The sequence below is a fragment of the Paenibacillus sp. FSL R5-0636 genome (assembly GCF_037974255.1).
GTDB classification, from domain to species: domain Bacteria; phylum Bacillota; class Bacilli; order Paenibacillales; family Paenibacillaceae; genus Paenibacillus_AQ; species Paenibacillus_AQ odorifer.
The window spans coordinates 4,598,821-4,623,893 of sequence record NZ_CP150232.1 but is presented as its reverse complement, the minus strand read 5'-3'; the positions used below and the strand labels follow the sequence as shown (position 1 = coordinate 4,623,893).

The following is a 25,073-nucleotide window of genomic DNA, read 5'->3' as shown; positions in this document are numbered from 1 at the left end:
CTCCTAGATTCGGTGCATAATATTAAAAATATCCTCATGCTGAAGCTTGATTTCCACGCCAATCGATTCGCCAAGCAAATGTAATTCCTCTACGATATTCTCAAAAGCTTTAGTTGAGCTAGAAATGTCTACAATCATCATCATGTTAAAATAATCCTGAACGATCGTCTGCGAAATATCCAGAATGTTCAAATTGTGTTCGGCTAGATATGTACATACTTTAGCAATAATCCCTACTTTATCTTTTCCTAATACAGTAATAATTCCCTTCATGAATACAGCCTCCCTTTATATTTATTGATTTCACCGTGTATACGGAATGAACCATTCCAACTATTATTGCAAATGATGAAACAAGCTTCAACCAAAGGTTTTTTGTCAGTTTGATTAAATATTTATTTTGACAGCTGAAATTATAGAAAATTCATTTGACAGCCTATAAAAAATGTGATGAACTGAGAGTTTGATATGATAGTCTGAAGGAGTAAATATGACTACACAAAAATATAAAGACATGGTTGAGCAAAGAACGAAGATGACCCTCCAGGAATGGACGGAACAGGCGGAAGTGAAGGAAAAGGACATTTATCGTTTTTTGCATAATTTAAAAGGCACTGCTGGAACTGTCGGATTACCAGATGTCGAACAATTTGCCGAGGATACGCTGCCCTATTTCATGGAAAGCAGTCTTAAGAGTTGGTCGGTTGAGGAATGGGGGGATTATTTATATCCACTGATTCCATTGTTTAATGTCCATTCATTGGCAGCTTCAAGCTCTGTTAAAGCATTGGATAAAAAGGGACCTGCTGAGACGCTCACGCAGAATGATATTCTTCTTATCGACGACGATGTAGAGTTAGTTGCTTATCTGAAAGAGTCGTTGGAGAAGCAGAATTACTATGTAAGCATAGCCTTATCTGCTGAACGGGGACTCAAAATCTTTTATGAAACGAAACCAGATCTCATTCTGCTGGATATTCTTTTACCGGATAAAAGTGGGATTGAGGTGTTGAACCAAATTATCGGCAAGGCTAAAAAGGAACGAATTCCCATTATCATTATAAGTGGGGAGTACTCCAAAGCGACGCAAATGCATGCGTATTCGCTGGGGGTGATGGATTTTTTACCGAAGCCTGTAGATATTGATTTATTTCTGGTATTGATCAAAAATCGCTTTCAGCTTAAGAGAGAATGGCAGGAGTCCATCATCGTGGATGATTTGACCGGCGCATTCAATCGCAAACACTTTAATCAAGTCATGAAGCAGTTGATTGGTGATTTTAAGCGGACCAACCGCGTATTTTCGTTAGCGCTGATTGATTTGGATTATTTTAAAAACGTTAATGATACATATGGTCACCTAATCGGAGACGAAGTTCTGCAGGGCTTTTCCGAGCTTGTGAAGAATTCCATCCGTCTGGAGGATACCTTTTGCCGTTATGGGGGAGAAGAGTTTGCAGTGTTCTTACCTAACACGGATGCGGAATCTGCAATGTTGGTTATACAGCGTATTCAAGAGCGGTTTGCGGCTACTGACTTTTTTGCGAAAAATGAAATCTTTCATGTGACCATCTCTAGCGGGATTTCTGAGGTAACAGATGCCGAGAATATAGCCGATAAATTGATTGAGGAAGCAGATCAGGCTCTTTATGCCAGTAAGCATGCTGGAAGGAATCAGACAACGCTTTATTCGGACCATTTATCCACTACTAAAAAGCATTCGGTTCTGAATGTGATTGTTGTAGATGATGATACGCTAATTCGTAGAATTGTGACCAGTCAGTTCGCCATTTGGGAGCCGGATAATATTGCTGAGGTGAAGGTTAGCAGCTATGCGAATGGGCTTGATTTTCTGCAATCGGATTGGTATGCCGTGGATGAGAAGTATATTATTTTGCTGGATGGTGTGATGCCTGATCTGGATGGAGTAGAAGTTCTGGAAAGAATCCGCAAAACGTATCCGGAAGTAAATATATTAGTGATCATGCTGACGGGAAGAAATAATCAGGCGGATATTGTACATGCCCTGCAGATGGGTGCCGATGATTATGTAGTGAAACCGGTTCATATGCCTGAGTTATTGTCGAGAATAGAGCGGTTGGCTCATAGATTTTTGTTCTAATTGGTTTCTGAATATGTTGTGAGCACCAGGAGAGATCTAAAGCGGAGGGAATTAGGCAGCTATGCAAAAGGTAATGGTAGTGGATGATGAAGAAGTATTACGAATGTTAATTGTAGACACCTTAGAAGATTTGGAAGACGTGGAGATCCATACTGCCGAGAACGGATTAGAGGCGCTTTCAAAATTGTCACAGGATCATTATGATTTGGTGATATTGGATTATATGATGCCTGAAATGACAGGGATTGAAGTCCTAGGCCAACTGGATGATGAGAAAAAGAAGGCTACAGCTATTTTAATGTTAACAGCCAAAGCCCAAGATGTAGATCGTCTTCGAGCGGTAGATGCAGGCGCACGTTATTTTATGCCAAAACCTTTTAGTCCGATGGAACTCTTGCAGATTGTGGAGGGGATCCTAAGTGACAAAGGGAAGCAGCTCTAATCACAGTATTAAAAATAGATATTTTCGTATCATTGCCTTGGTTTTTTCGTTAATCATTATTATGGGATCTGTATTTTTATTTTTCATAAATAATGAGCAGAACAAATTAAGTAGAGACCGTGAAGTTCTGCAGAATAAGGCGGACACGATTAACGAATTGGCGACTGCATTAAATGAGGTTTTTTTCCGAGCGAGGGGATTCAGCGCACTTAAGAGTGCCAATGAATTAGATCTCCTAAACCTAGGACTTGTTAACTTTGATAAGATTCTGGATACCTATTCTAATCTCAATTTATCTCCGGAAGAAGCCTTGTTTAGAGATGGTTTGAAAGCATTTTATGTTCAGTACAAAACTAAAGTTTTACCTGAAGCGATTCGGTTTGTCGAGGCAGATGATTATGTGTCTTTGAGAGCTCTATCCGCAGATGGGAACACGAAATCAGTGAATGATTTTTTAATGTATACAAAAGAGTACAAGCAACGATCCGATGCCGCATTAAATACTATGGCTATGGATTACATCAAACGTGCCAATGAATTTACCTTTATCGCATTCTTTTTCAGCACGATTATTCTGCTAATCTTCACCTTTATGATCTGGCGGATTCTGAAGAACCTTATAGATCCTATTCTGAAGCTGGAAGGGGCAACCCATTCCCTGGCTGCAGGAGAAGAAATTCTTCTGGGCAAGCTTAAGAATCAAGATGAAATTGGCCGACTTTATGATGCTTTTCTTAATATGGCTAGAAGTATTCAAGATAAAGAAGAAGAATTGATGATGCAGAATGAAGAGCTGCATGCGCAGCAGGATGAACTTCAGGATCAGCAATATAGGCTGCAACGCTCGCTTAGTGAAATTGAAAGTATGATGAAAGCTTTGGATCAATCGTCTGCGGTCGGGATCCTTACTGCTAAAGGTGTCTTTACCTACGCGAATGATAATTTAAGTGGATATACCCGCTATAAAAAGTCTGAGATTATCGGTTACACCTATAAGTTATTTGAACTTTATAATATCTCTGACGAGGGTTATCAGAAAATTTTTAACAAATTAAATACAGGCGGAGTGTGGAACAATGAGCTGCAGATTCTAGCCAAAGACGGATTGCCCATCTGGCTGCAACTAACGATTGTGCCGTACCTGAATGAAGAGGGTGTGATTTATCAATACATCCTTATTGCGAACGATATCACCTCAATGAATAGCGTGCAGCAGGAGCTAGCCGAAACGTTAAAAAATACAGAACAGACCAAGATGATGCTTGAGCTTAATAATCAGCTGAATCATGATATTACTTATACCTTGGATAAGCATGAATTTGCCGATAAGTTTATTGAGTTTATGCATCGCCTGTATGCCTTTGATTCGAGTTTCTTCCTGCTTGTGAAAGATAATATCGCGGCTGTGAAAGGCATTCCGCAGGAGAATGTGGAGCGTTATCTTGATCATGAGAACAATGAGATGTTATATCGCTTGCAAGCGGAAAAAACGTACCTAATCAAGCGTTTGGCCACACAACCAGAGCAAGGGATTTCTGCGAGTGAGGTCTATGTTTACGACTTCTACACTACTGTTGTGAACGCAGAGGATGAGATTCTTGCAGTGTTCTGTGGCAGCCGGATTGGTCATTCCTTCAGCAAAGAAGAGATTAATGAGGTTCAGGGGATGATGAACCGCGTAGCGCTGGCGATTGAACGTTTATTCATGTATGAAGAGATTGAACATGGACGAAAGCTGAATCGGGACATCGTAAATAATGTGAACGAGGGCATACAATTTGTGAATACAGAAGGTATGCTCCTGCAGATGAATAAAGCGTTGAGCAACATTTTTAATTATGAGTGGACAGAAGGAACTTTGATTCCCCGACAGAAATGGATGGATTATTTCATCGAGCACTCGAATGAGAACCATGAACTTCGGATGTTTTTTGAAAAAGCGATTGCTGAGGATGCTCTGGAATCCAGCAGCATGCAATACTCCATTGGAACTGAATCGATGAAGCATATTGATGTGTATGCGATCCCTGTATTCCGTCGCGAGCTGCGTATTGGTACATTGTTTGTCTACAGAGATATCACTAGAGAATATGAGCTGGACCTTATGAAATCTGATCTTGTCAGTACGGTAAGTCATGAGCTAAGAACACCGCTATCGAGTGTGCTTGGTTTCACAGAACTGCTATTGTCTAAGACCATGAAGCCTGAGAAGCAGCTTAAATATCTGGAGACGATTCATAAAGAAGCTAAACGACTGACGGAGCTCATAAATGATTTTCTTGATTTGCAGAGAATGGAGTCAGGTAAGCAGCAATATATCACGGAGCATTTGAATCTCAGTGAAATTGTATTAGGCGTAATTGATCAATATAAACTGAGCAGTACCCATCATGTGCTCCTAGTGGATGAGGCTTTGAATGCGGATGTTGATGTGGACAAGGATAAGATTGTCCAAGTTCTGACGAATCTGTTAAGTAATGCGATTAAGTTCTCGCCTGATAACAATGAAGTTAAAGTACTGCTGCATAACGAGTCGGATAGGATTATTGTACGTATCCAGGATAATGGTCTTGGCATTCCTAAGGATCAAATAGGACAGCTATTCCAAAAATTCAGAAGAGTGGATAATAGCGCCTCTAAAAGAATTGGAGGAACAGGACTTGGACTTGCTATCTGTAAGGAGATCATTGAGAAGCAAAAGGGAAATATCGGTATAGATTCCGTAGAAGGAGAAGGCACTACCGTCTGGTTTAGCCTCCCTATCCTCCATGCGGAAGCGAGCCGGCAACAGGATGAGCTTAATAAATGGAGCACCGATAAAGAGCTCAAGCCTAATGTAATGATCGTTGAAGATGATTACAGTCTTTCGTTGCTTTTATCAGAAGAGCTTAAAGGGAAGGGCTTCCGTGTTACCCATCATTACCATCCACAGCAAGCTTTTGATCAGGCCTTGAAAACACCATTTGTGGCGATAGTGGTAGATTTGATGTTGGGTGAAGAGCTGGATGGCTGGGATTTGATCCGAATGCTTAAAGAAGATCCAAGAACTGAAAATATCCCTATCGTTATTTCTTCTGCTCTGGATCAATCGGATAAGAATCAATTAAACGATGTAATTCAAAAATATTTAACTAAACCTTATCCGCCCGGCGAGCTATCGAATACGCTTGAGGAGATAGTGAAGATTAAGACGGGGATCGGCGAGGTGTTATTTCCCGAAAGTAAGCAAAAATTATAGCTTTTATTTATCACAATATTTTATAAATAGTATCACTTTTTATAATGAAACCGATCAAAACAGGTTAAATCATACTGTTTTGATCGGTTTTTACGTACTATATAGATACTTTTTCAATAAATTACAATTATTAGGTTAAATCGACATCATTGATCGTTTACAATTATTGTGATAGCCTGATTTCATGAGGTACGGATCATCAGAAGATTTCATGTTTAGGAGAGGTGGATATTGTTGCAACTACAGGTAACGAACAGTCCTTTTAACGAGAGCCAAGTCGAGCTACTCAATCGTCTTCTACCATCCTTAACGGAGACACAGCAAATATGGCTTAGCGGTTATTTGTCGGCCATGGGCCTTACTACTGCACCATCGGCAGGTGCCGGGGTTCAAGCAGTGCAATCAAATACGATAGGAAATGCGGAAGGTAGTGCCGTTAGTCAACCTGTAGCTTCACGTGAAGTGACCGTGTTGTTTGGGTCCCAGACAGGGAATTGCCAACGGCTGGCTGGGAGCTTGTCCCGCAAGCTGGAGGAGCAAGGATTTCAGGTCACGATCACTGCGATGAACAGCTTTAAGCCCAATGCACTTAAGAAGGTTGAGAACCTCCTATTGCTGGTCAGTACTCACGGTGAAGGCGAGCCGCCAGATAATGCACGGATGTTCCATGAATTTCTCTATAGCAAAAGAGCCCCTCAATTAGAGAATCTGAAGTTCTCAGTGTTGGCACTGGGGGATACCTCTTACGAATTCTTTTGTCAGACCGGCAAAGACTTCGATCAGCGGCTTGAGGAACTTGGCGGCAAGCGGTTAAGTCCGCGTGTGGATTGTGATCTTGATTATGATGATTCGGTTACCGAATGGTTTGAAGGCGTGATTGGTGCCTTAAATGCACATTTAAATGCTCCGGCCATTGCGGCAAAAGCGGTTCAAGCTGCGGAAGACACAGATTCTCAGGAGCCTTTGTATACCCGCAACAATCCTTTTAAAGCGGAAGTATTAGAAAATCTAAATCTGAACGGACGCGGTTCCGACCGGGAGACCCGCCATTTGGAGCTATCACTAGAAGGCTCTAACATACAATTTGAGCCAGGGGATGCGCTGGGTGTCTACCCGGAGAATCATCCTGAATTGGTAGACGCTATTATTCATACTATGGGCTGGAATCCTAATGATATTGTTCCATTTAATAAAAAAGGGGAAGAAGGTTCCTTACGTGAGGCACTTCTTCACCACTATGAAATCACTGTATTAACCAAACCGTTGCTTGAGCAAGCGGCGAAGTTATCTTCTTCTAACAAACTAAAGGATTTATTGGCGCCAGAACGTGCGCAACAGCTTAAGGAATATATTCAAGGCCGCGATCTGCTCGATTTGGTTCAGGACTTCTCTCCATGGGAAGGTTCAGCCAGTAACTTTGTGACTATTTTGCGCAAGCTTCCAGCACGACTCTATTCAATTGCTAGCAGCTATAAAGCTAATCCAGATGAGGTTCATTTAACGGTTAGAGCTGTACGTTATGAGGCACATGGCCGTGAGCGTTATGGGGTCTGCTCGGTACATTGTGCTGAAAGAGTCCAGCCGGGAGATACGTTGCCCATCTACATTCAACATAATCCTAACTTTAAGCTTCCAACAAATCCTGATGCGCCGATCATTATGATTGGACCGGGGACAGGCGTTGCACCCTTCCGCTCTTTCTTGGAGGAACGTGGCGAGCTTGGGGTGGAAGGTAAATCATGGCTGTTCTACGGAGATCGGCATTTCGTGACGGACTTCCTCTATCAGACGGACTGGCAGAGAATGCTAAAAGACGGCTTGTTAACTAAGCTGGATGTTGCTTTCTCCCGTGATACCGAAGAGAAAGTATATGTTCAGCATCGCATTCTGGAAAAGAGCCGCGAGGTCTACGAATGGCTGCAAGCGGGAGCTCATATTTACATTTGCGGTGACGAGAAGCATATGGCACATGATGTTCATTCTGCTCTGATTACTGTCATCCAGCATGAGGGTGGGCTGAGTCCTGAAGAAGCGGCAGCTTATTTGGATAATATGCAGCAGGCGCAGCGCTACCAACGTGATGTTTACTAATGGATAGAGGAAAGTTATCGAATGACTTCGGGGGGAGATAACAACAATGGCAAACAATGAAAAGGTTAAGCCGATCGGCGGGCCTCCAAGTGATGTTGAACACATTAAGCAAGAGAGTAACTATCTGCGGGGCGCGCTTGTTGAGACATTAAGCAATCCGATTACCGGAGGTTTGCCGGAAGATGATAATCGGCTGCTGAAATTTCACGGAAGTTATATGCAGGACGATCGGGATTTACGCAATGAGCGTGAACGGCAAAAGCTGGAGCCTGCATTTCAGTTCATGCTTCGTGTAGTTGCCCCAGGCGGGGTAGCGACACCAGAGCAGTGGCTAGTGATGGATGATCTGGCACAAAAATACGGTAATGGGACCTTACGTCTGACTACCAGACAGGCGTTTCAAATGCACGGGGTACTCAAATGGAATCTTAAGAAAACCATTCGCAGCATTAATGATACGCTGATGACGACGCTGGCAGCTTGCGGCGATGTTAACCGTAACGTAATGAGTAATCCGAATCCTTACCAGTCAGAGGTGCATGCAGAGGTCTATGAATGGGCGCGCAAAGTGAGTGATCACTTATCCCCACGTACTCCCGCCTACCATGAGATTTGGCTAGACGGTGAAAAGGTAGTAGATAGCTTAGGCGAACGTGCGGAAGTAGAACCAATCTATGGTCCGGTATATTTACCTCGTAAATTTAAGATTGGTTTAGCGGTGCCACCTTCTAATGATGTGGATGTATTCTCGCAAGATCTGGGTTTTATCGCTATTCTGGAAAATGAGAAGCTAGTAGGCTTTAACGTTTCTGTAGGCGGCGGTATGGGGATGACTCATGGGGATACCAGTACTTATCCTCAGTTGGGACGTATTATTGGTTTTTGCCGTCCCGAACAGTTGATTGATGTGGCAGAAAAGACCGTAACGATCCAGCGGGATTATGGCAATCGCTCTGTCCGCAAAAATGCAAGGTTCAAATATACGATTGACCGCCACGGTCTGGAATGGTTCGTTGACGAACTGCATGAAAGACTCGGATGGCAGCTTGAAGCGGCACATGATTATCATTTTGATCACAACGGAGACCGTTACGGCTGGGTGAAGGGTACCAATGGAAAATGGAATCTGACACTTTATATCCAAAGCGGACGGATTCATGACCAAGAAGGATACACCTTGATGACTGGCTTGCGGGAGATTGCTAAAATCCATACTGGAGATTTCCGGCTAACGCCGAATCAGAATCTAACGATTGCCAACGTCACTACTGCCAAAAAACGAAAAGTAGCTGAGCTGGCTAAACAGCATGGACTTACAGATGGAGCACATCTTTCTGCATTGCGGCGCAGCTCCATGTCCTGTGTAGCACTGCCAACCTGCGGACTTGCGATGGCTGAAGCGGAACGTTATCTGCCTTCGTTGATAGATAAGCTGGAGCTTGTTATAGATAAAGCTGGTTTGCGCGACGAGGAAATTGTAATCCGGATGACCGGCTGCCCTAATGGATGTGCTAGACCAGCGCTGGGTGAAATCTCGTTTATCGGCAAGGCTCCAGGCAGATATAATATGTATTTAGGAGCAGGCTTTACGGGTGATCGCCTGAATAAAATGTATAAAGAAAACATAGATGAGAAGGAGATCCTAGAGACGCTTGAACCTATTCTTCACCGATATGCCAAAGAACGTCAACAAGGTGAGCATTTTGGAGATTTCGTGATCCGTGCAGATTATGTTAAAGCCGTTACCTCTGGACTTAATTTCCATGACTAAATGAAAGTAGATTTAAAAATGTCCCGGGGCCAGTTGATGGCTGCCGGGGTATTTTTTGTGGTTTGGGCGTAGTTAGATGCGCGGGGTGTCGTGTCGTAAACATAATGCTCCAGAGGTAAAGACGGTAGACAAGAGTAAATGAGCAGCAGATAAGCAGCAGATAAGCGCATACGAGTAGTAGATGAGCGGAAGATGAGTAGTAGATGAGCGATAGTAGAGCAGTAGATGAGCGCGACGAGCGGCAGTAGACTAACAAGGTGACGGACTCAGGAGCCCTTATTTTCTGAAACCTTGCCAATTTGCAGAGTATTCGGACACCAGCGCTGTTATGGGTATGAAAAGAGGCCGAAATAGGCCTTTTTCAGAGGAATAGCGTCTCTCCAGTCCGAAAGTTACTCAAAACGGCTTAAATTGAACTAATAGCGTCATCTGAGTCCGAAAATCTCAACAAAGCGCTCAAAAGGTAAAGAACGGCAGATGAGCAGCAGATGAGTGATAGTAGATTAACGTCAGAGTAATGAAAGAGTCGAATTAGATAGTGTGAAAGAGTGAAATCAGATCAGTAGGAGCAACAGTAGAGTAGTACGCAGAATAGCCAAACAAAAGAGCAGCAACCGACTAGCGGAACAATAGACGAGCAATAGTAAACTAACATCAAAGTAGTAACAGTCCGGCAGTAGACTAACATCAAAGTAACAACAGTCCGGGAGCAGACTAACAGCAGTAAATCACTGTTGACTGACAAATCTAACAACAGTCATCTTTTGAGCTACTATAAGTAAGCATTATCCTAACATCTGCGCTACAACAGATCTAATTTTAAAAACCAGCAAGTCCCCAATCTTGGGAGGCTCGCTGGTTTATGTTTTTAAGGAGCGATGCCGGAGAGCAGTACATCGTTTTGATACAAGGTTACTTTGTTCCAAGTGCTGAAGGAAACTTTGGTTGGGTCGAACGAATAGTCATTTGCTTCATTGAAGTTAGACCAGTCGCTTTTATGCACTCGTAATTGGATTTCTCCTGACTGTCCACCGGCAGGTATGGAGCCCGCGCTAGCGTTGAAAGTAAGCTCAACATAAGAGTCGGCGTTCGTTCCACTAGTGGACCCAAGGGCAACCGATATATTAGAAGCACCGATCTGCGCCCAATCGATCAGACCATTGAGGGAGGCGCTTCCATCTTTAGTAAAGTAATAACGAATTTTCAGTCCATTTAGATTGACTGCCGTTGTTCCGTTGTTATAAATGTTGAAGTAAGGTTTGATTGAGTTATCTGTAGCATTGGTATCTGCTGCACGGTAGTAAAGTGCCAGATTACTGGATGGCGAGCCGGTAGGAGTGGCTGTAGGTGTTACTGTTGCTGTTGGCGTTGGTGTTGGCGTTGGCGTTGGTGTAGGTGTAGGTGTAGGTGTAGGTGTAGGTGTAGCTGTTGGCGTTGGTGTTGGTGTAGCTGTTGGCGTAGGTGTAGGTGTAGGTGTAGGTGTAGGTGTAGGTGTAGGTGTAGGTGTAGGTGTAGGTGTTGGTGTAGGTGTAGTGCCACCATCCGGCACAGGTTGGTAACCAGGTGTTGTGTAAATTTTATTAAGCATAGAGGTTGCTAAGGTTCCGTTTGCTCCATTAACGACTGTATTTCCCCAGTTGCTGAGTGTTCCTGCTGGACCGCTGGCTAGATCCAGATATTCAACGCCTCCGCCATTACCATACCAGGACCAGGCGAGCCAGCCCACCTTTTTTTCCTTAGTGTAGCTCAAAATGGTGGCTTCATCGACATCTCCACCCGTGTGCTTGTCACCGAATTCGCCGATAATTACAGGGGCTCCAATAGCCAAGGCACTATCGATATTACTCTTAACTGTAGCAGCATTACCTCCAGCATATTCGTACATATGAATAGAGAAAATGGTATTTTTTAAAGTATCTGAATTAAATACAGCCTGACCACTAGTGAAAATAGATTGTGGGTATTGACCCCATCCCGCTGCATCTACAACTAAAGTGTTCTTAATGCCCGCATTTCTTAACGCAGGAATTGCCGCTTGGTATCCACTAGCCCATGTTGCAGTGTTCCAAGAACCGTACCATTCATTAGCAATATTCACAATGACACGATCTTCTTTACCGATCAAAGCATCCTTGATGCTGATCCAATAGTTTACTGCAGCATTAAGGTCAGAGGTGTTGTCTGAGCCCGTAGCATCATGCACTTCTAGCATGGCAATCATTTTATACTGATCACAAAGCTTTAGAATATTTTGGACATCAGCTAAAGTATCGAGAGACCACTTGCTGCCATTAGAAAGTACAATTCTGACGGTATTGGAGCCAGTCGCTGCGATGGCCGGTATTGCAGTAGCCAGATCGTTTTTGTACCAAGTGTGTGCATGATTCACCCCACGCATTACAAAAGGACTGCCAGTAGCATCGTATAAAGTGGTACCGCTTACATAAAAACCTTTAACAGAAGTGTTTGCTGCCGCTGCCTGCTGTTGAGGTAGAGATATAGAAAGAGTAAGGATACTGATTAATACTAACAAACTGATTTTCCGGAACGAAAAATGCTTACTGAATTTCATCAACATTTCCTCCTTAATCAAATAGGGTTGCTTCTTAGATTATGCGTATCCTTCAGGTGGTTGCAGTAAATGCACTCAATTACAGGCATGTATCACCTCCTCAGTTATTTTGAATATAACATATAAGGGAATTTTTAGGAATAATAAATAATTTAACGATAACAATAACTTTATGTTTTATTAGAAAATAAGATGAAGTGCTGATCAGGCACTCGTCTTTCATCTAACATTATCATAAAAAAATGATGTTATTTTTAGATTCAGGAAGGAAAATATAATTTTTTTTGACTAATGATTTGGATTTCTCGCGATTTTCTTTCATAATATAAAGGGTAAACTAAATACAAAAGAAGAACCGTTGCCCGAGAGCGATGAGTTCTGTACAGAAGAGGCGATATTATGATTATCATGAAAACGATGGAAGAGATCGAAAAAATGCGTGCGGCGGGAAAAATTCTCGCTGAATGTCATCGTCAAATTGCGCAAATTTTGCAGCCTGGTATTACGACCTGGGAAATTGATGAATTTGCAGAAAAATTTATATTGTCTCAAGGAGCTACTCCTGAGCAAAAAGGATATAATGGGTACCCGTACGCAACCTGTGCATCTGTAAATGATGTAATATGCCACGGATTCCCGAAAAAAGAGCCGCTAAAAGACGGGGATATCGTAACCATTGACATGGTTGTTAACTTAAACGGCTGGTTGGCAGATTCGGCCTGGTCTTACGGCATTGGCAATATTAGTGAACAGGCGACCAAACTTCTAGACACTACTAAGGAATCGTTATTCCGTGGAATCGAGCAGGCGGTTGCAGGCAACCGTATCGGGGATGTTGCGCATGCCATCCAAGTTTATGCAGAGTCTAACGGATTTTCTGTAGTACGTGATTTTATTGGCCACGGGATCGGTTCAGAAATGCATGAAGCTCCGGAAGTGCCTCACTATGGTCCAGCAGGGAGAGGGCCTCGTCTTAAAGAGGGGATGGTATTTACCATTGAGCCCATGCTGAACACAGGCAGTTACAGAACAAAAATTGATGCGGATGGTTGGACTGCGCGTACCATTGACGGTGGATTGTCAGCACAATATGAGCATACTTTAGCGATTACCCCACAAGGAACGATTATCCTGACTGAACTGTAATTTTGATGAAAAATAAAATGACCAGTCTCCGTAATTGAGATTGGTCATTTTTTATTAATCTGTAATGTTGCGAGTGTAATATTCAATGATATCTTTTCTCCTAATAATTCCAACAAATACACCCTCATTATCAATCACAGGAACGAAATTCTGATCCGCAGCAAGCGTCAGCATATCCTCCATTTCTGCATTAATGAGAACACTTTCGTTATGAACATGCTTTTGGATGTCGCTTACTGGAACTTCCCCTATATTGTCAAAGGTTAAATCTGCTGTGTTTTTCAGCTTCCACAATAGATCACCCTCCGAAAGTGTTCCTACATATTTTCCTTCATTATCAATAATAGGGATAGCCGTGTAATGGTGCTGTTCTAATTGTTCTAAGGCTTCCAGCATGGATAGTGAGTTAGTGATATAGGCAACTTGATCTTTTGGCAACAAAAAAGAGGATATTTCCATCGGCATGAACTCCTTTGTATTATGTTTTTTTTGAATAGGCTACTTTTATTTAAACATACTTTTGGAATGGATAGAATTTTAAATTTTCATCCCTTGAATTATAGGTAATAAGTCCTATTGAATAGAGGTCGTATTTTGTCGATTAAAGATATATTATCCTAGAGTGGAGTTGTTCAGATGGCATTGTATCGAAGGCTTTCTTTAACGTTTAAGTTTGTTATGGTGGTAAGTTTAGTAATTATTGTGATCTTTTTCTTTAGTTTAGTCGCAAACCTGGCTAATCTGCGTAGTGTGAGCATATCCAACGGTGAACTTCAGGCAGAGATCGCAGGGAAAAGTTATGCGGAGACCATTCAGAATAGAATGATAGACATTCAGTCGACGGGTGAAGCGCTCGCTGAGGTACTGATTGAATCAAGAGAACGTCAAACCTTGGACCGTGAAGATGTTGTTTCTACAATGAAAACTATGCTTGAGCACAGACCAGAAATTTTTGGGATGAGCATATTATGGGAACCCAATGCTTTTGATCAGAACGATCAGGCTAATATAAATAAGATGCCATATGATGACGGTACGGGGCGTTTTATTCCTTATGTCTTTAGAAATCAAGGTGCAATTAAGGTTGAACCCTTAAAAAATTACGATGTAGAAGGTGCGGGTGATTATTACCTTTTACCTAAAAAAGAGAAAAAACCGGTCTATATTGAACCCTATTCCTATGAGACGACTGGTGGAGCAATAGAGATGATTTCGGTCATGCTGCCGATTTTGGATAAAACGGGTGCATTTCTTGGGACTGTAGGGTTCGATGTTTCGTTAACCCAATTGCAGGAAGAAGCTGTTAACTATAAACCTCTGGGAGGTTATGTTTCTTTAATCACTGGTAATGGCAAATATGCAGCCAATCCAAATGATCCTCAAAGTGTACTCAAAGAGTTCGGTGATACAGAAGATAAAACATTACTGTGGAAGCGTGTGAAGAATGGGGAGGCCACACTGGGATACACGATAAATTCCAAGGGAGAAGACGTGCTGCGGACTTTTGTTCCGATACCAATGCCTGGAAGTGACCAGGTCTGGTACACACAGACAGCGATTTCTAAGGATGTTATCATGGCTGATTATGAACAAGCCAAAACAGAATTTTTTATCATTATGATTATTGGTATTTTGATTTTAGCTGTTATTGTTGGTCTTCAGCTATGGTTGATGGTAGTTAAACCGCTTCGCTTGTTATCTGATAAATTGCAGCTGATGTCTCAGGGTGATTTGACTCAAACCCTGCAGGTTCGAAATGATGATGAATTCGGCAAGATGGCTACACATTTTAATCATATGACCCATAAGCTTCGAGAAATGTTTGGACTTGTCGCTGATTTATCAATGTCTGTGGGAGCTACCTCTGAAGAGCTGACAGCTAACGCTGAGCAGACTGGGAAAGCTGCTGAACAAATTGCTGTGGCAATTGGACGAGTAGCCGAAGGAGCGCAGCTGCAGAGTGATTATGCGGGTGATTCTTCAATGGCGATGAGCGAGCTGAATGTTGGAGTGCAACGGATCGCTGACTCTTCGTCATCGGTGTCTGCGTCTGCAGATGAAGTTACCGATCAGACGAAAAAGGGCAGTGCGCAGCTTCAAATGGCAGTGAACCAAATGTCAGAGTTAAAGCTGTCTGTGGATGAGACGAGTCTGGCAATCGAACGTTTAGGCGAACGATCTGCTCAGATCAGCGGGATTATAGGCCTGATTTCGAACATAAGTAAACAGACCAATCTGTTGGCACTAAATGCGGCTATTGAGGCGTCCAGAGTGGGTGAACATGGCCGAGGTTTTGCTGTAGTGGCCTCAGAAATTCGTATGCTGGCAGATCAGACTAAAAAAGCTGCCGAACAAGTTACTGCTTTGGTTGAAGATGTGGTGCAAGATACTAATCAAGCTTCACAAGCAATGGCTGTCGGCAATGAAAAAGTAATTCTTGGTGTGCAAAGTGTATCTGATAGTGATCTTTTATTTACTTCGATTCTGACAGAGATGACGCAGGTGACTGATCAAATCCAAGAGGTGTCAGCAGCTGCACAGCAGATGACCGCGGGTACGGAGCAAATTTCAGTTACAGTTAAACAATTAGCCGATCTTGCTTCGGAAGCTTCATCTGACTCCCAAAGTGTGGCAGCAGCCTCAGAGGAGCAGCTTGCTTCTATGGAAGAGATCTCAGCTTCGTCGGAGTCACTTAGCTCAATGGTGCAAGACCTGTTGGATAAATTGTCCTATTTTAAAATTTAAATTCCCTTTTCAAATTTTAGAAAAAGGGCTATCCCCTAAGCTATGAAAATGACTGCTGTGTCGAAAGCACATGCTTAGTCACTGGAAAATACGCTTAGTAACCTGCTAAGGGACACAGTGGTCCTTAAACGTAGGATTATCCGATATTTGGAATGTTATCGGACTCCAGTGCAGCTATTGGCCCGAAAAATGCTTAATATGAGCCTCTTTCCAAGGAATAACGTCGCTGGAGTCCGAATTCTAGCTGTAAAGGATAAAAACATGAAAATAACGTCAACTGAGTCCGAAAGCCCCGCAGGATAATGAAAGTGTAGTTGAAGCAGGCCGCGAATGACCAAAAAACGCCGAACAGCGATTCTTCGAGAACAGAAGAATCGCTATTTTGTTGATTTTAAGATTTTGAAAGTGAGGAGGTCAGTCTCCGCTCGTAGAATCACTTATGACACAGCTCCTTCTTTCTTCCCATTTTGTTCATAATGCAGAAGAGTATCTATTTGGTGTTAGCTGTGCTATAATCAATCTATCGAAAGTATTTACCTGGCGAATTCACATAGCGTAGAGGGTTATTCTTTAGACGTTAATAACCTTGTACCATATGTGAATTTTTATTTTTTTAGAGATTTTGTAAGAGATTTTTTGAGGATAAGAATAACATGTAAATAAAAATAAGGTGGTAATTATATTATGCAAACAGGAACAGTGAAATGGTTTAACGCAGACAAAGGTTTTGGTTTTATCGAGGTTGAAGGTGGAGAAGATGTATTCGTACATTTCAGCGCAATTACTGGTGACGGATTTAAGTCCCTGGATGAAGGACAACGTGTAGAATTTAACGTAGTTCAAGGCAATCGTGGTCAACAAGCTGAGAATGTTGTAAAACTGTAAGTAGTAAAATGAATCCCCAAACGTATCGTTTGGGGATTTTTTTATAGAAAGGTGGCGGATGTAAATGCAGGTGTTTGAAGACTGGAATTTAAAAGTTAAGAAAACCTTTAACGCTACAAGTAACAAGGAAGTATTGACGGTGTCTGAAGCGGGAAGCTTGCTTGGGCTGTCTAAAGACCAAATGAAAAGTTATGTAGATCAGCATAAGTTGACTAAAGTTCCGATCATGAGAAGTGTCGTCAGATATCTTTTACTGAAGAGCGAGATCGATATGATTGTGAAAAAAACCTAAGATCAGCATTAATAAATAGGGTAGACCAATCCTTGATAGGATATGGTCTTTTTTTGTCTCACAAATTTCTTATAAATAGAAACTTATCGACCCGAAGATCGTCTATAATAATGGGATATTTTAGGTAACAGTGTCATCCAGCAAAAAATATCCTCACATACTGGTGGTTATCTATCAAAACATTACGTGATATCTAAGGAGAAAATTATGAAACGACTAGAGAGTAAAGATTATTACAAAGCTATTGAGCCTTTAGGAAAAGTGAAAATAAATACGATGTTCGCTGAGTCAGTGGTGAAGCAAGTCATACCTGGCAGCTTATATGTTGACGATATCGTTAACCCGCGTGCTTTTTACATTGCACACCCTTGTGGAATGTCTTTATTAATTGGTGAGTCGGATAATGAAGAGTTTAAGCGCGACCTTTTTGATTACATAACCAATAAAAATATGATTCGGCATCATCAAGAGTTGCTGCAGGCTGATCCAGCGGGAGGTTGGCCGGAAGTTATCGCTCATTGGAGTGAACAGGAAATGCTCCATAGAAATACAAGGGTCAACTTCAGCTTTAACCGCGAGAGATATCTGAACCAGAAAGCTTCTTATCTTAACCAAGACCTTGAAGTGGTGCGAATGAACAAAGAACGGTTTATGGCGGCAACAGGAGGTGTCAATCCTAAGGATTTTTGGAGGAATGAAGAGCAATTTCTTGCTGAGGGGCTGGGCTTCAATATTCTTGATGCTGGGGAAATTGCCTCTACGGCATTTTCGGGTTTTGTTAATGAGCATCAACTGGAAATTGGCATAGAAACCTCAGAAGCACATCGGGGGAAGGGCTATGCCTACGCTGTCTGTTCAGCCTTAATCGAATACTGTCTAGAACATCAGCTTGAGCCGGTGTGGGCGTGTCGTCTGGATAACGAAGGTTCTTTCAACTTAGCGCATAGATTAGGCTTTGAGACAACCTACATGATTCCCTATTATCGGCTGGTAGAATCCGTCATCAGGAAGGGTTAAGGATCCGAATGAAAAATAAACAGATTACCCATTCAGCTTCTTCTTTTTCTTTAAGTAGAATTGAGAAAAAGAAGGTGAAGAAGAAAACTAAGACCAGCAGGAAAAAAAAGATCTGGCTATTTATGCTTGCTATCGTACTTATTGCTGGGCTAGGATCTTATGTTTTTCGTAAAGAACTGCTGATTTTCGGATTTAATAATGTTGTGGCTCCAACTATTGAACACACGCTTGATGGGTCATACGTTCCTTTAAAAAATAATGAAAATGCTGAAGCTCCTGGATTCCAACCCACGACGGATAATAAGGATCGTCCATTTTCTATCCTCCTATTGGGTACTGATCAGCGGGGAAAAGAGAACGGGCTTTCTGATTCGATTATATATACTGTGATTCGGCCAGTTGATCATAAAGTATTGTTCGTGTCGATCCCTCGTGATTCCTATGCAGAAATTATCGGAGCGGAAAATGTTAAAGGAGCTAGGAAAGAAACCAAGATTAATGCAGCACATTCCTATGGCGGTCCTCAGATGAGTGTAGACACCGTTAAAAATTTGTTAAAAGCGCCTATCGAATATTACGCTACTATTAATTTCAACGGTCTTGTGGGCGTTACAGATGCTCTAGGGGGTGTTGAACTTCCGATTACCAAGGTGATTGAGAACAAGAGCCCGGATCATGAGAAATTAAGAATTGAACCGAACAAACCGATTTATTCTGGCGCTGAAGCATTAATGTATGTAAGATACCGTGAGGATTCTGATTTTAAACGAACGGAGCGGCAGCGGATCTTTTTGAAATCTGCGCTTGAACGGATGAAGAGAGTAGATAATATCCTTAATATACAGAAAATCATCGAAATAGCAGGCAGTAATTTCCAAACCAATATGAAGTCAGACTTTATTCTTGATTTGGCGAAAAGAGTAATTCTCGAGGGGGGTACTCCTGAGATTACAAGCCATATGTTGCAGGGTGAAGGCAGACGGAAGGATCAATGGTATTATATGCTTGACGAAAATGATGTGAAGCGTACCCATGAGTTGATTGAGATTTGGCTGAATCCTGACTCTACCGATATGGATCTGGCCGCAGCTTCTGCGGATGACGCAGCATAGATGTTGTGACTGAATTATTTTATTTTTCATGTGGAGGTTGATCTCTCTGGCTGCAAAAACAAATGAGCAAATGTTACTCGAATTTAAGTCCCTCATCCCGTTCGTAGAATCTTTAGGGGAAGTATCAGACAAACATTGGAATCAGCCTATTGCAGCTGGTAAATGGACTGTAAAGGATATCATCTGTCATCTCATGTTATGGGATAAATATTTTTATGAAGGTGCGATTAAGAAAATAATTCTCCGGGAACCGATCACAACTAAGCATTTGGATTTTAACGAGTTTAATGCTAACGCTGTAGAATATGCTAAATTATTATCTGAACAAACATTAATTGAACAATTTGTACGTTATAGAACTAAAATCATAGATGCAGCTGCAGGGTTAACGGAAGATGAATTCAATCAGGAATATAAGGACGGAGATCGCAAAAAATTCAGCGTTCGCAAGTATTTGAGAAGTTTTATCCCACATGATAAGCATCATAAAAAACAGATTGAGCAGTTCTTGAAACCTTAAACCTTGGCGCGATTTTGAACTAACTTCATGGATTGGCGTATGAGGATAGGACCAAACATGCTTCCGGCAGAGGCGGCAATTAAAGAATGGAAGGGAAATTTTATAGCAAAATAAAAGACCCATCCAGCAACAATATCAATAAGGATGAACTTCTTGATCTCGGATAATGGAATGGTCACGAAGACAATGGATTGTTTGTTTCTCACAGCAATGACCTCCTAATTTTAAGAAAACATCTTATAAATCCACTGTTCATTCTATTTTGGAACTAAGATGTCCCATTCCGTCTAAATCTACAATCGAATCGTAAAAAAAAGGAAGTATGCCTTGCGGTTCTTTTTCGCAAAGTGTACTTCCTTTTTTGTATGTGAGGATATTATCTGACTAATATTTGGCAGGGTATGGAAAGTCACAGAAGATATATTCAATCACTAGTACAATGTAAGCGTTATCTTTTGTGAAAATATATCCTAAAGGAGCTAAGCTATGAGAGTGAAGAGACTATCTTTTAACCAGCTTGTGTTTATCTGTTTAGGTTTTCAATACTTGTTAATGCGTTTGTTCTCTGCCGGCGAGGCGATCGTTATCACATCGATAGAGCTAGTAATATATATTGTTTATACTGTCGCCACCCTTGCCGGATTGTTTCTCCGGAGCAGACGAATTGATAGTGAAGCTGTATCTGGGTTGTCGTCGTTATTTTTCAGCGTGTTATGGACGGTGTCTTTGTTCTCACAATTTCGGAAAGAAAGTTATCCAAATGCTTTAACAATCATCAATTCGGTGGGGGTATCTTCAGCGGTAATCGTGATGCTCACACAATTTATTATTTTGGCCAAGGCTTAGGCTTTAGCTGAAAAAAAAGGCGGGTGCCCCAGCAGCCATTTCATGGCTTATGCGGCACTCGTTTGTTTTTTTTTCATCCCCAGAAATGAAAGCTCACCCTGTTCATTCCGTTTAAATTCAAATTTACTATCATGCTTGGTATGATGGAATCTTGTTTCTGAGATAGGATAGAACGGTGTAACCTCTTCATCATTCCAGACAAAATAATAGTCCTGGCCCCTACGCTCTACGCTCGCTTTGCAGCCAAATCCCTCATAGGTCCCCATATATTCAGCATACATGCTATCATCAAGTGGGAAGGCTTGCGGGAATATCGGCATCTCGGCAGGCTCACCGAATACTAATCCAGATAGAGATTCCGTTAACTTGGTAATGGGGACACAATCATAATTGGTCAACATGACGACGGTCGTCTGCTCTTCTGGATATCTGTGCATTTCACTTCGGAAGCCGCGATAAGCGCCGCCGTGATACATTCTTTTGCGATCATAACGTTCGTCCAAAAACCAACCAAAACGATATTTGAGATTACTTGAATGAAAAGCCATCTCCAAAGTATCGTGGGATACTAATTGATCGGAGTATAACGCTTGATCCCACAGGAAAAGATCAGCAGCCGTCGAATACATAGCACCCGCTGATAGGATAGAGCTCATATTTATGTATTCACCCTGAGTATACTCACCCCATGAGGAATGATAAGGTGAGGCTAATTTTGAAATGATTTGCTGATTGTTATAAACTCCTGTATTTACCATGCCAAGAGGCTGTAATATAAAAGTAGTGATATAATCTTCAAATGTCATGCCTGTAATCTTCTCAATGATCATTCCTAATAAATAATAACCTGAATTATTATAGGAAAACGATGTGCCAGGCATAAATGCAGGCGGTTGACTCACAAATAGCTGTAACATCTCCAGTGGAGTCAGCTTCAGCTTATTTAATTTTTGATTATATTCGGGTAGAGAAGTGTAGTTGGCTATACCCGAGGTATGTCCCAGCAGATGAAGGATGGTAATCCCCTCGAATGCATGCTGTTCAGGAATATACTTAAAGATCGGATCTTCCAGTCGCAGACGTTTTTGTTCTTTTAGCATCAGAATTGCCATGCCAGTGAATGACTTGGTTAATGACCAGATCCGGAATTTGGTATCTATAGTGTTCGGAACCTGATGTTCAAGATTCGCATATCCGTATGCTTTTTGTAGCTTGATTTCTCCATGCTGAGCTACTAAGACTGTCCCGCTCAGTGGCCAGCTTTGTTCGTATTTATCTAAATATTGCTCCAGACGCTGGGATTGTTTATCCACAGGTAACCCCTCCTTAAAGGCATATTCTAACATAATACTAAATTCTGTTGAAGCGGAGAGAAATCCATGAGATATGATTGTTTAATTATTGATGATGAAACTGAACTTGCGGAGAGCACCTGCGAATATTTTAATTTGTTTGATGTTCAAACCGCGTTTGTTACAAGCGCTGCTGCCTGCCGGAGCTTTTTGCGTGAGCATCAAGTCTCAATGTTACTGCTTGATATTAATTTAGGCGGTGAATCCGGCTTCCAGTTATGCAAAGAGCTGCGTCAGACGATGGGGATTCCTATCTTGTTTATTAGTGCCCGCTCCAGTGAAGATGATGTATTGATTGCTCTTGATATCGGAGGAGATGACTATATTCATAAGCCGTATACCCTGAGAGTGCTGCTCGCAAAAGTGAAGGCGGTGCTTAAACGCCACAATAACGAAGTTATAGCTGAGGCAGCGGTCCTTCAAGCCGGCTCTATCCAGATAGACCCTGAACTTAGGAGGGCAAGCCTTAATGGCTTAGCTCTCAAGCTGAAAACGATGGAATATAAACTGCTCAGCTATTTGATTCAGCATAAAAATAGGGTAATCCCCAAAGAGGAGTTATTTACAGAGGTATGGGGAGATGTTTTTGCGGGGGATGGCACCTTAAATGTACATATTCGCCATCTACGCGAGAAGATTGAGCAGAATCCTAATGATCCTCAGTACATCCGTACAGTATGGGGCATCGGTTATGCTTTTGAGGACAAATAGTTATGACTAAAAAACTGCTGTTGGCTCTTCTACTTACTATATTTGCCGCAAGTTTAACGCTCACATTCCTAATTCTTAATTTGCAGGAGGAGACAGGAACAGATAGAGTGGCTATCAATACCATTGTGAAGCTCACGGAACAGAACTGGGACAAGCTTGATCCGAACCTGTACAAGGAAGGTCCTTATGAATTTGCCATTATCGATACCGCGGGAGTACTTAAATATCAGACGGGAAATGCGATTTCCGTTACCGTTAACGAAGCCATCAACAATCGGGATACTCTAGTGGACGTTTTTGTTCAGGATAAGATGGTGGGTAAGGTGATTATTAATAATGATTACCATGCGATTTTTATACATATGAAAAAACAATTTATACAAGTTTCTATTGTGATGCTGCTACTGCTTACGGTTTTAGGCATTCTCTATATTTGGTTCCTGAATCGATCGGTTCTCCGTCCGTTTCGCAAAATGCAGCTATTCGCGAAGCATATCGCGAGAGGTGATCTGGAAGTTCCGCTGGAGATGGATCGTAATCATCTGTTTGGTGCTTTTACCGAAAGCTTTGATATGATGCGGGAAGAGCTTGCAGCGGCTAGACACAGCGAATATTTGGCGAATAAAAGTAAAAAGGAACTGGTTGCTAGTCTCAGTCATGATATTAAAACACCAGTTGCTTCGTTAAAGGCGATTACGGAACTGATGTTATTAAGCGCAAGGGATGAGAAGACCAGCAGACAGCTTAACACTTTGTATTCCAAAGCGGATCAGATTGATCGTCTGGTGACCGATATGTTCCATTCGACCTTAGAGGAACTAAATGAACTTAAAGTCAGCTTAACGGAGGAGCAAAGCCACCTGCTGATCCAAATTATAAATAATGTAAATTTCTATGAACGGATTTCAGCAGCAGCAGTGCCTGACTGTATCATTACGGTGGACTCCTTGCGGCTGCAGCAGGTGATTGATAATGTTGTGAATAATTCCTACAAATATGCCTACATAGACACACCTATTGATATTAGGTTCGAGATTACGGATCATTATCTGGAGGTAGATATTCTGGATTATGGCCCCGGGGTTCCGGAGGAGGAGCTGCCTTTAGTATTTAATAAATTTTTTCGGGGCAGTCTGGCCGTGAGCCAGAATGGTGCGGGTCTAGGCCTGTACATTTCCCGTTATATGATGCAAAAAATGCAAGGCGACATTGTGTGCTCCAATCGGGAGGATGGATTTACAGTCAAACTGCTAATTCCTTTAGCAGGACAGAATTAAGAATTAGCTAAGGATTGCACAAAGACATGTTAAGAACATTTAACGTACGATAAGGTTGCAATTACGAATGAGCTTGTGATTGCAGCCATTATATTTCGCGTAGAGCAATGATTTTCTTTTAGCGCAATTAATGAGCATGAATGTAAATGGAGTGTTCAACATGAGCGAAGTGAATAATAAAGTGCTGATGCAGACTAATAAGCTTGGAAAAACCTTCTCCCATGGAGGAACTCAGCAGCATGTTTTGAAAAATCTGGATCTGACCTTATATCATGGTGATTTCACGATTATCATGGGCAGCTCTGGTTCTGGTAAATCAACACTGCTGTATGCCATTTCGGGTATGGATAAGCCAACGCTTGGAGAGGTTCTATTTGAAGGTCAGGATATCACAGCCATGAGTAATGATCAGCTTGCGATATTCCGGCGGAAGAATTGTGGGTTCGTGTTTCAGCAGATTCATCTGCTGGATACGATGAGTGTCCTCGACAATGTATTATCTAGTGCTTTTCTTGTACAAAAGGATAGAGCAGGGGCTGTGAAAAAAGCCAAAAAGCTACTCTCAGATGTAGGTCTGGATGACTCTGTCTGGGGCAAGTTTCCGGCGCAAATCTCAGGTGGCGAAGCTCAGCGGGCGGGTATTATCCGGGCATTGATCAACAGTCCAAAAGCGGTTTTCGCTGATGAGCCGACAGGTGCGTTAAACAGTTCAGCAGGAATAGGTGTATTGCGCGTCCTCACTGAGGTGAATAGGCAAGGGCAAAGCATAATTATGGTTACACATGATCTTAAAACCGCGTTGCGTGGTAATCGGATATTGTATCTGCGGGACGGAGTCATCGTTGGTGATTTGCGTCTTACCCCTTATAGCGAAGATAACGGACCTGAACGGCAGCAGCAAGTACAGTCCTTTCTAACCGAATTGGGGTGGTAG

The 25,073-nt window shown here is 42.0% G+C and carries 21 protein-coding genes; 16 read left to right on the top strand and 5 right to left on the bottom strand.

Annotation, left to right across the window (positions count from 1 at the left end; all coding sequences use genetic code 11):
- Positions 1-3 precede the first annotated feature (3 nt).
- Complete coding sequence (locus MKX34_RS21090; RefSeq protein ID WP_036685776.1) at positions 4-273, bottom strand: ACT domain-containing protein; 270 nt, start codon at positions 271-273, stop codon at positions 4-6.
- Positions 274-490: 217 nt separating this feature from the next.
- Here MKX34_RS21090 and MKX34_RS21085 point away from each other — a divergent pair, with 217 nt between their 5' ends.
- From MKX34_RS21085 to cysI, 5 genes are all read left to right on the top strand, one after another.
- Complete coding sequence (locus MKX34_RS21085; protein WP_038572367.1) at positions 491-2,122, top strand: diguanylate cyclase; 1,632 nt, start codon at positions 491-493, stop codon at positions 2,120-2,122.
- A gap of 61 nt (positions 2,123-2,183) precedes the next feature.
- On the top strand, positions 2,184-2,564 hold the full coding sequence (locus MKX34_RS21080) for a response regulator (protein ID WP_036685780.1): 381 nt from the start codon (positions 2,184-2,186) through the stop codon (positions 2,562-2,564).
- A complete protein-coding gene (locus MKX34_RS21075) occupies positions 2,542-5,802 on the top strand; it encodes an ATP-binding protein (RefSeq protein ID WP_076296812.1) in 3,261 nt (1,086 codons plus the stop codon). The genes MKX34_RS21080 and MKX34_RS21075 overlap by 23 nt, the downstream gene beginning before the upstream one ends.
- Before the next feature lie 234 nt (positions 5,803-6,036).
- On the top strand, positions 6,037-7,893 hold the full coding sequence (locus tag MKX34_RS21070) for an assimilatory sulfite reductase (NADPH) flavoprotein subunit (protein WP_076100412.1): 1,857 nt from the start codon (positions 6,037-6,039) through the stop codon (positions 7,891-7,893).
- 46 nt (positions 7,894-7,939) lie between these two features.
- Positions 7,940-9,664, top strand: a complete 1,725-nt coding sequence (gene cysI / locus MKX34_RS21065; RefSeq protein WP_076100127.1) for an assimilatory sulfite reductase (NADPH) hemoprotein subunit — start codon at positions 7,940-7,942, stop codon at positions 9,662-9,664.
- Positions 9,665-10,532: 868 nt separating this feature from the next.
- Here the strand turns inward: cysI and MKX34_RS21060 are convergent.
- Positions 10,533-12,236: a cellulase family glycosylhydrolase gene (locus MKX34_RS21060; RefSeq protein WP_076296811.1), complete on the bottom strand. Its 1,704-nt coding sequence runs from the start codon at positions 12,234-12,236 to the stop codon at positions 10,533-10,535.
- Positions 12,237-12,635: 399 nt separating this feature from the next.
- Here MKX34_RS21060 and map point away from each other — a divergent pair, with 399 nt between their 5' ends.
- Positions 12,636-13,382, top strand: coding sequence for a type I methionyl aminopeptidase (gene map / locus MKX34_RS21055; RefSeq protein WP_036685786.1), 747 nt, complete (start codon positions 12,636-12,638; stop codon positions 13,380-13,382).
- Positions 13,383-13,436: 54 nt separating this feature from the next.
- On the opposite strand, the gene MKX34_RS21050 is transcribed toward map, so the two are convergent.
- On the bottom strand, positions 13,437-13,841 hold the full coding sequence (locus MKX34_RS21050) for a CBS domain-containing protein (RefSeq protein ID WP_038572361.1): 405 nt from the start codon (positions 13,839-13,841) through the stop codon (positions 13,437-13,439).
- Positions 13,842-14,018: 177 nt separating this feature from the next.
- Here MKX34_RS21050 and MKX34_RS21045 point away from each other — a divergent pair, with 177 nt between their 5' ends.
- From MKX34_RS21045 to MKX34_RS21020, 6 genes are all read left to right on the top strand, one after another.
- Positions 14,019-16,127, top strand: a complete 2,109-nt coding sequence (locus tag MKX34_RS21045; protein WP_052097158.1) for a methyl-accepting chemotaxis protein — start codon at positions 14,019-14,021, stop codon at positions 16,125-16,127.
- A 684-nt stretch (positions 16,128-16,811) separates the two neighbouring features.
- Positions 16,812-17,012, top strand: a complete 201-nt coding sequence (locus tag MKX34_RS21040; protein ID WP_036685790.1) for a cold-shock protein — start codon at positions 16,812-16,814, stop codon at positions 17,010-17,012.
- Positions 17,013-17,076: 64 nt separating this feature from the next.
- Complete coding sequence (locus tag MKX34_RS21035) at positions 17,077-17,304, top strand: hypothetical protein (protein ID WP_038572358.1); 228 nt, start codon at positions 17,077-17,079, stop codon at positions 17,302-17,304.
- 207 nt (positions 17,305-17,511) lie between these two features.
- Positions 17,512-18,321, top strand: coding sequence for a GNAT family N-acetyltransferase (locus MKX34_RS21030; protein WP_076296810.1), 810 nt, complete (start codon positions 17,512-17,514; stop codon positions 18,319-18,321).
- A gap of 8 nt (positions 18,322-18,329) precedes the next feature.
- Positions 18,330-19,433: an LCP family protein gene (locus MKX34_RS21025; protein WP_081383931.1), complete on the top strand. Its 1,104-nt coding sequence runs from the start codon at positions 18,330-18,332 to the stop codon at positions 19,431-19,433.
- Between the two features lie 28 nt (positions 19,434-19,461).
- Entirely contained in the window at positions 19,462-19,953 is a 492-nt protein-coding gene (locus tag MKX34_RS21020) for a DinB family protein (protein ID WP_063829829.1), read from the top strand.
- On the opposite strand, the gene MKX34_RS21015 is transcribed toward MKX34_RS21020, so the two are convergent.
- On the bottom strand, positions 19,950-20,159 hold the full coding sequence (locus tag MKX34_RS21015; protein ID WP_036685800.1) for a hypothetical protein: 210 nt from the start codon (positions 20,157-20,159) through the stop codon (positions 19,950-19,952). The two genes, MKX34_RS21020 and MKX34_RS21015, sit on opposite strands and share 4 nt — an antisense overlap.
- A gap of 280 nt (positions 20,160-20,439) precedes the next feature.
- Here MKX34_RS21015 and MKX34_RS21010 point away from each other — a divergent pair, with 280 nt between their 5' ends.
- Complete coding sequence (locus tag MKX34_RS21010; RefSeq protein ID WP_076296809.1) at positions 20,440-20,799, top strand: hypothetical protein; 360 nt, start codon at positions 20,440-20,442, stop codon at positions 20,797-20,799.
- A gap of 47 nt (positions 20,800-20,846) precedes the next feature.
- Here the strand turns inward: MKX34_RS21010 and MKX34_RS21005 are convergent, their stop codons facing one another.
- The gene (locus MKX34_RS21005; protein ID WP_076296808.1) at positions 20,847-22,112 is read right to left on the bottom strand and encodes a serine hydrolase domain-containing protein; all 1,266 of its coding nucleotides are present in this window, start codon (positions 22,110-22,112) and stop codon (positions 20,847-20,849) included.
- Positions 22,113-22,178: 66 nt separating this feature from the next.
- On the opposite strand from MKX34_RS21005, the gene MKX34_RS21000 reads away from it, so the two are divergent.
- The 3 genes from MKX34_RS21000 to MKX34_RS20990 all read left to right on the top strand — a co-directional run bounded on the left by MKX34_RS21000 (position 22,179) and on the right by MKX34_RS20990 (position 25,073).
- The gene (locus MKX34_RS21000) at positions 22,179-22,862 is read left to right on the top strand and encodes a response regulator transcription factor (protein WP_036685803.1); all 684 of its coding nucleotides are present in this window, start codon (positions 22,179-22,181) and stop codon (positions 22,860-22,862) included.
- A 2-nt stretch (positions 22,863-22,864) separates the two neighbouring features.
- Positions 22,865-24,139, top strand: a complete 1,275-nt coding sequence (locus tag MKX34_RS20995) for a HAMP domain-containing sensor histidine kinase (RefSeq protein WP_038572352.1) — start codon at positions 22,865-22,867, stop codon at positions 24,137-24,139.
- 160 nt (positions 24,140-24,299) lie between these two features.
- Complete coding sequence (locus MKX34_RS20990) at positions 24,300-25,073, top strand: ABC transporter ATP-binding protein (RefSeq protein WP_036685808.1); 774 nt, start codon at positions 24,300-24,302, stop codon at positions 25,071-25,073.